The organism is Polaromonas sp. UBA4122 (assembly GCA_002381615.1).
GTDB lineage: Bacteria > Pseudomonadota > Gammaproteobacteria > Burkholderiales > Burkholderiaceae_C > Polaromonas.
The window spans coordinates 1-7,269 of the sequence record DFWY01000133.1 but is presented as its reverse complement, the minus strand read 5'-3'; the positions used below and the strand labels follow the sequence as shown (position 1 = coordinate 7,269).

At 58.3% G+C, this 7,269-nt stretch carries 6 protein-coding genes and 2 pseudogenes; 4 read left to right on the top strand and 4 right to left on the bottom strand.

Annotated elements, in window-relative coordinates:
- A partial coding sequence (gene gatB / locus B3F77_RS16050; RefSeq protein WP_293605915.1) for an Asp-tRNA(Asn)/Glu-tRNA(Gln) amidotransferase subunit GatB occupies window positions 1-1,172 on the top strand: 1,172 nt, incomplete at its 5' end.
- Between the two features lie 106 nt (window positions 1,173-1,278).
- Here gatB and B3F77_RS16045 read toward each other — a convergent pair.
- Both B3F77_RS16045 and pyrE read right to left on the bottom strand, forming a co-directional pair.
- On the bottom strand, window positions 1,279-1,977 hold the full coding sequence (locus tag B3F77_RS16045; RefSeq protein ID WP_293605914.1) for a DUF4124 domain-containing protein: 699 nt from the start codon (window positions 1,975-1,977) through the stop codon (window positions 1,279-1,281).
- A gap of 8 nt (window positions 1,978-1,985) precedes the next feature.
- A complete protein-coding gene (gene pyrE / locus B3F77_RS16040; RefSeq protein ID WP_293605916.1) occupies window positions 1,986-2,729 on the bottom strand; it encodes an orotate phosphoribosyltransferase in 744 nt (247 codons plus the stop codon).
- Between the two features lie 26 nt (window positions 2,730-2,755).
- On the opposite strand from pyrE, the gene B3F77_RS16035 reads away from it, so the two are divergent.
- The gene (locus B3F77_RS16035) at window positions 2,756-3,631 is read left to right on the top strand and encodes an exodeoxyribonuclease III (RefSeq protein WP_293605913.1); all 876 of its coding nucleotides are present in this window, start codon (window positions 2,756-2,758) and stop codon (window positions 3,629-3,631) included.
- Window positions 3,632-3,694: 63 nt separating this feature from the next.
- Here B3F77_RS16035 and B3F77_RS16030 read toward each other — a convergent pair.
- Window positions 3,695-3,811, bottom strand: a pseudogene (locus tag B3F77_RS16030) (general stress protein CsbD); the annotation flags it as partial.
- A 276-nt stretch (window positions 3,812-4,087) separates the two neighbouring features.
- Here B3F77_RS16030 and B3F77_RS16025 point away from each other — a divergent pair.
- On the top strand, window positions 4,088-4,564 hold the full coding sequence (locus tag B3F77_RS16025) for a (2Fe-2S)-binding protein (protein WP_293605912.1): 477 nt from the start codon (window positions 4,088-4,090) through the stop codon (window positions 4,562-4,564).
- Entirely contained in the window at window positions 4,561-6,693 is a 2,133-nt protein-coding gene (locus B3F77_RS16020) for a xanthine dehydrogenase family protein molybdopterin-binding subunit (protein ID WP_293605911.1), read from the top strand. Before B3F77_RS16025 ends, B3F77_RS16020 begins: the two co-directional genes overlap by 4 nt.
- 328 nt (window positions 6,694-7,021) lie before the next feature.
- On the opposite strand, the pseudogene B3F77_RS16015 reads toward B3F77_RS16020, so the two are convergent.
- Window positions 7,022-7,269 (bottom strand): annotated as a pseudogene (locus B3F77_RS16015) (nucleotidyltransferase family protein); the annotation flags it as partial.

The following is a 7,269-nucleotide window of genomic DNA, read 5'->3' as shown; positions in this document are numbered from 1 at the left end:
TGCCCAAGGGCTACCAGATCAGCCAGTTCGAAATTCCGGTGGTGCAAGGCGGCGTGGTCGAATTCTTCCTTGAGGGAGAGAAAAAATCAGTGCGCCTGGTGCGCGCCCACCTCGAAGAAGATGCCGGAAAATCATTGCATGAAGACTTCGTCGGCATGAGCGGCATCGACCTGAACCGCGCCGGCACGCCGCTACTGGAAATCGTCACCGAGCCCGACATGCGCTCCAGCGCCGAGGCCGTGGCCTACGCCAAGGAACTGCACAAGATCGTCACCTGGATCGGCATTTGCGACGGCAACATGCAGGAAGGCAGTTTCCGCTGCGACGCCAACGTGTCGGTGCGCAAGCCCGGCGAACCACTGGGCACGCGCCGCGAAATCAAGAACCTGAACAGCTTCAAGTTCATGCAGCAGGCCATGGATTACGAGGTGCGCTGGCAGATCGGGCAGCTTGAGGATGGCCACGCGATCCAGCAGGCCACGGTGCTGTTTGACCCCGACACGGGGGAAACGCGCAGCATGCGGAGCAAGGAAGACGCGGCGGATTACCGCTATTTCCCGGACCCGGATCTGCCGCCGCTGGTAATTGGCCGCGACTGGGTGGAACGTGTGCGCTCCGAGATGACGGAGTTGCCGCGCGTGATGGCGCAGCGCTTTGTGACCGACTACGGCTTGCCCGACTATGACGCCGGCCAGCTCACACAGAGCAAGGCCACCGCAGCCTACTTCGAGGCTGTTGCTAGCGCGAGCAAAAGCCCCAAGGTGGCCAGCAACTGGGTGATGGGCGAGCTATCACGGCGTCTCAATGCGGAAGGAAAATCCATTGAAACTTCAAGCGTCAGCGCGGACCAGCTGGCCGCACTGATCGGACGGATTGCGGATGGCACGATCTCCAACAATGCGGCCAGACAGGTGTTTGATGCCTTGTGGACCGACGAGGGTCAGGACGTTGACGCGCTGATCGAAGCCAAAGGCCTCAAGCAGATGAGCGACACCGGCGAGCTGGAAAAAATCATAGCCGACGTGCTGGCCGCCAATGCCAAAAACGTCGAGGAAGTCCGTGCCGGCAACGCCAAGGCCTTCAACGCGCTGGTCGGCCAGGCCATGAAGGCGACCAAAGGCAAAGCCAACCCGGCGCAGGTCAATGACCTGCTCAGGAAAAAATTGGCTTGATGGGCGCCATGCCGCCGCATGGCTAGGCATTTCGAATGACACCCTGATTGCTATTAAAAATATAGCTAATTACTACCGTCCTTATTGGGCTAGCGGTCTATTTTCATTAAAATTTAGTTTTTGGTGCCAGCCTTGGGCGACTCGCGGCGCCCGTCGTGCCGGCGGCTGCATTGGCAGGCGCGCCCCCTGCCAGCGCCCAGAGTTCCTTGAGCTTGACCAGCTCTTCGTCAAAACGCATGTTGACGCGCTTCTTTTCACTTTCTTGATCCAGGATAAATCTCTTTTGCACCAGCACGCTGCTGTCGTTTTCCTCCAGCCTGCGCTTGAGTGAAGGCGGGGCCTTGCCCGGATCTTTCACGTAAAACTCGAATTCGCTGTTGACGGCCTTGCGCTGTTCGGCCAGTTCCACCGTTCTTTTGCTGGCAGCCTTGATGACCTCATCGATCTGGGCGAGCGCCGTGGCGCGCTCCTGGTTGTGAACCGTGCGGTTGGGATAACGCAGCAGCAGGGCCAGATCGCGGCGCTTCTCCTCGGCTTCCCGTGCATGCATGTCTGCGGCCTGCTTGTCTTTTACTTCCTGCGCGGCCAGCTCCTGCGCCGTGAGCGACGGCCCCAACTGGCGCTTGACCGTGCCGGAGCGTGTCAGCTCCTGCTGCGTGCGGTCCAGGCACTCGGCAATCGGGCGGTCCTGCGTGATGGTGCGGCCTTTCCCATCGACACAAGTATAAATGCTCTGGGCCGCAGCATCACCGCACAGGCAGGCCACCCATACCAGACCGATGGTAAGCGTTGTTTGCGAAAGCATTCGATTCCTTAATCCACGCCGTAGCGTTCCCTATAAGCCAGCACAGACTGGTAATGCGCTTTCAAGGGCAATGCGCCGGGGGCCTCCGTTGCCGGCGCGCAGCTTTGCATAGCCAGATACTGCAGCAAGTCGGTCAGGCGCGCAATCGCACAAACCTGCAGACCCAACTGCCTAGTGACATATTGCACAGCGCTGTAGTTCACGTCAACCCCATTCTCGGTGGCCTTTTCCTGCCGGTCCAGCGCGATCACTACGGCATGAGGTGTGGCACCAGCGGCCTTGATGATGGCAATTGACTCGCGCGCCGCCGTGCCGGCCGACATCACGTCATCCACAATCAGCACCCGGCCCTTTACCGGCGCACCGACCAGCATACCGCCTTCGCCATGGTCCTTGGCTTCCTTGCGGTTGTAGGCAAACGGCAGGTTGCGCCCCAGCCGCGCCAGCTCGATGGCTACGGCGGCTGCCAGCGGAATGCCCTTGTAGGCGGGGCCAAAAATCATGTCAAACGCCAGCCCGCTGCGTTGCTCTTCGGCCAGCAGGCGGCGCGCATAGAATTGCGCCAGCCGGCCCAGCTTGGCCCCATCGTCAAACAGGCCGGCGTTGAAAAAATAGGGGCTCATGCGCCCGGCCTTGGTCTTGAATTGCCCAAAACGCAGCACACCCGATTCAACGGCAAACTGCACGAATTCCTGTGCCAGCGCGTTGTCCCCGGAAGCCGTCTGGCCCCTGTTGTCTGTTTGCCCTGCCATACCCACGAGAGTCATTGGAGATTTCCTTGTTTAAATTAACCAGCCTCAACCTCAACGGCATCCGTTCCGCCACCAGCAAAGGCCTGCAGGACTGGGTTGCACAATCCATGCCAGATTGTATTTGCGTGCAGGAACTCAAGGCCCAGGCCCTTGACATGAGCGGCCGCTTCGAGGAAATCGCAGGCCTCAAAGGGTATTTTCACTTCGCCGCGAAAAAGGGCTATTCCGGCGTGGGCATCTACACGCGCCATGAGCCCAGCGACGTGATCGTGGGCCATGGCTCGCCGGAATTTGACGCCGAAGGCCGCTACGTGGAGCTGCGCTTTGACCGCCCCGGCCGCCGACAGCTACCGAAGCTGTCCATCATCAGCGGCTACTTCCCCAGCGGTTCGTCGGGCGAGGAACGGCAGGCCGCCAAGTTCCGCTTTCTGGCCGAGTTGTACCCTTACCTGGCAGGCCTGAAGGAAACACGTGACTTTGTGCTGTGCGGTGACATCAACATTGCGCACCAGGAAATTGATCTGAAAAACTTCAAGGGCAATAAAAAGAACAGCGGCTTTTTGCCCGAAGAGCGGGCCTGGATGACCGAACTGCTGCGCGATGCCGAGCTGGCCAACGAAGCGGCCGACGAATTGACCCAGCGCGCAGGCCCCTCGACGACCAGCGTCAAGGGTGGCGGCATGGTCGATGTGTACCGCAAGCTGCAGCCCACGGCCACCGACGACGCCTACACTTGGTGGAGCAACCGCGGCCAGGCCTATGCCAAGAACGTGGGATGGCGGCTGGATTACCAAATTGCCACTAAAGGCATCGCTCAAACGGCCAAGTCAGCTCATATCTACAAATCGGAGCGTTTTAGCGACCATGCACCGCTGACGATTGAGTACGACTGGACGTTTTGAACGTGCAATACGCGAAACCCGTCAATTCGCAAGGATTGGCGGGTTTCTTTTTTGTAACAACCGTCAATCTGAAATCCGCTTCTCCACTTCGTCCTTGGAGACGCCGCATGTTTCATGGATTTTGCTGGCGAGCTGATCGCGCTTGCCCGCAATCACATCAAGCTGATCGTCGGTAAGCCTGCACCGGGTCCAAACAGACCGAAACATAAGGGGCATAAGGGGGCGCTTGCCCGAAATACTGCAACAACCATGACGCTGTGCGTTTGGATGGGCATGATTGTTGGGCATCTGGATGGGCGCGGCACTTGAGAAATATCAAACCGCAGTTAACCCGGCGTCATAAAGTGAGACTGTTGTGCTGCTGCAGTCTCTGGGATGGCAAAGTAGTTTTCTCCGACAAGTCATGGCAGGTGTAAGTCGCTTCTCTGCTGTTCTCGACTTTTGAATGGAGGCAATATGAAAAGCTCGATCCGATTTATTCTGAACGGACGCCCCATCACACTTAACACTGATGATGACCGCACGCTCCTTTGGGTTTTGCGCACGGATCTGGAACTCACCGGCTCAAAGTACGGGTGTGGTGAAGGAATATGCGGCGCCTGTACCGTGATAATCGGCGGCAAGGCCGTGCGTTCTTGCAAGACTTCGCTCAAGAGCGTAGCGGGCAAGGAAATCGTCACGATAGAGGGGCTTGCTCGCGATGGAAAATTGCACCCACTACAGCAGGCATTTATCGATCATGGCGCGCTTCAGTGCGGCTACTGCACATCGGGGATGCTGCTGGATGCGTATGTGTTCCTCGGCGAAAATCCGAAACCGGCGCGTGATGCAGTTGTTGCCCACATGGAGCACAACCTGTGTCGCTGCGGAGCCCACCAAAGAATTATTGAGGCCATCGAATCCGCTTCCCGTCAAATGGAGGGCCAATCATGAGCACTTCTCCGGGGATGAGCCGCCGCACCTTCTTCAAGCTGGCCGGCGGCGGTATTGTCGTTTTCGTCGGACTTGGACCTTTGGCGGCCCACTCGCAAGATGCGAAGCGCCTCTACCCGGAGGATTTCAATGCATATCTTGTGATCGGCGAGAACGGCCGAGTCACTGTTTTTTCCGGGAAGATCGAGATGGGTCAAGGAGTATTGACCTCGCAGGCACAAATGGTGGCCGAGGAGTTGGGTGTTGAACTCGCGTCGATTGACATGGTCCTGGGCGACACCGATAGATGCCCTTGGGACATGGGGACGTTCGGGTCCCTGACCACCCGCATGTTCGGGCCAGCACTGCGCGCGGCCGCAGCCAAGGCGCGCGTAGCCTTGATGACGCTTGCAGCCAAGAAGCTCGATGTTCCAGGTGAAAAACTTGTGGTTAAGGGCGGAATAGTTTATGTCGCCGGCGAACCGAACCGAAACGTTAGCTACGGCGAGCTTTCCAAGGGAGCGCGAATCGCGCAAGTGGTGGACCAGAAAGCTGTTTTACGGGCCGCCTCCGAATTCCGAGTGATGGGCGGTTCGCCGACGCGGCTCGATGCACTTGAGAAAGTAACGGGTGCCGCGAAATACGCGGCCGACATCAGAATCCCCGGCATGCTCTACGCGCGGATCCTACGTCCGCCGATGCATGGCGCCACATTGTCACAGCTCGACACAGTCGGCGCGGAGAAGCTGCCGGGAATCACGCTTGTCAAGCGTGGCGATTTGGTCGCCGTTTTACACGCCGATCCCGAAGCTGCCGGGGTCGCGCTCGGGCGCATCAAAGCGGACTGGCACCTGCCCGAGGCAAACGTGAACCAAGAAAGCATTTTTACCCACATCGTCAAGCACTCTGGCGAACTAAAAAATATAGTGAATCGAGGCGATCTTGCAGCAGCGCGGGTCGGTGCAGCGCGCCTGTTCGAGACGAGCTACCACAAGGGATATGTTGCACACGCGGCCATCGAGCCGCACGCGGCGGTGGCCGAAATCAAGGGTGGAAAAGTAACGGTCTGGGCGTCGACACAGACGCCGTTTCCAACGCGGGACAGGCTCGCAAAAATTCTCGGAGTGGACCCGAAAAACGTCCGCGTAATTACTCCGTTCGTCGGGGGCGGATTTGGCGGCAAGAGTGAAAGCGGTCAGGCCATCGAAGCGGCGCGGCTTGCACAGATCGCCGGCAAACCAGTGCAAGTGGCCTGGACCCGCTCTGAAGAATTTTTCAACGACACGTTCGATCCCGCTGCAGTCGTGAAGATCGTCTCTGGCATCGATCACGATGGAAGAATCTCGCTTTGGGACTATTCGGTCTACGCTGCTGGCGAACGCGGAGCAACCTCTTTCTACGATATTCCGAACGCCTGGATTCGCTCGGCTGGGCGAACTTCGTACGATCCTGCGGCAGCTGAAACAAGCGTTCATCCGTTTTCCGTTGGGCCGTGGCGGGCGCCGGGCGCCAACATGAACGTGTTTGCCACCGAATCGCAAATTGACATCATGGCATCAGCGGCAGGGTCGGATCCGCTCGCATTTCGCCTTCGAAATCTCACGGACTCCAGAATGCACAGAGTCCTGCAGGCAGCGGCCGCTGCCTTTGGTTGGAAGGCGGCTGCAACGCCGAGTGGAAGAGGTTTCGGGCTGGCGTGCAGCATCGACGCTGGGACCTACGTCGCGACGATGGCCGAGGTTAAGGTGGATCCAGCGAATGGAAAGGTGAAAGTGCTGAGGATTGTCTGCGCGCAGGACATGGGGATCGTCGTGAATCCCGATGGCGCGAAGATGCAAATTGAAGGCGGGATCACCATGGGACTCGGGTACGTATTGACCGAGGAGCTCCGTTTCCGCGGCGGTGAAATTCTTGACCGTAATTTCGACAGCTACGACATCCCACGCTTCTCCTGGGTTCCTCGAATCGAGACCGTGCTTGTCAAGAACGACAATCTGGCACCGCAGGGCGGTGGGGAACCGTCGATCACAACTACCGGAGCGGTGATTGCCAACGCGGTATTTGATGCGACTGGGGCACGCATGTTCCGGTTGCCGATGACGACCGAGCGCGTCCGTCAGGCGATCGCTGCGAAGAACGCTAAAGGATAGGCCGGCGCAGCGAAGCGAATCCTCGATTTTTGTGATGAGCCGAATGTAAGCTAAGGACTCTGACGGGCCAGCTTGGGTACATCACGCCGGCCGAATTCGCGGCTCAACATCAATTTGCAACCTTGGATCCGACTCAGTTATATTGCTAATTGTGGGGAGCGGGTCAACGAAACCAGCAGCGCGAAAAAGGCAGTTCCTGTCAAGCCGCCGTGCGTTCGTTGGCGTTCAAATGAATTCGCATCCTCAGGGCCTGATGCGGTCATAGCGCAGCGAGAAAAACGGTCGTTCACCGTCGAATATCTCGACAGGATTTCGATCAAGGGGCTAATTAGCCTGAGCCGCAAGCCCCGTGCATAAGCCGCTCGGCGGTCCTCAAATCATCAACAGTATCAATGTCGGTCACGCAGCCGACATCATTCACTATCAATTCAATAGCTGTATACGAACGAACGACGAGGGCTGCACCCTGATTTCCCTTCAAGTTAAGGAGTGCCAATCCACAACGGGCAGAAAACCCGACGGGGTGCCCCCGCTGCCCCCGGTAAATTGGCATCGCCACATCGTGACCATTCAGTG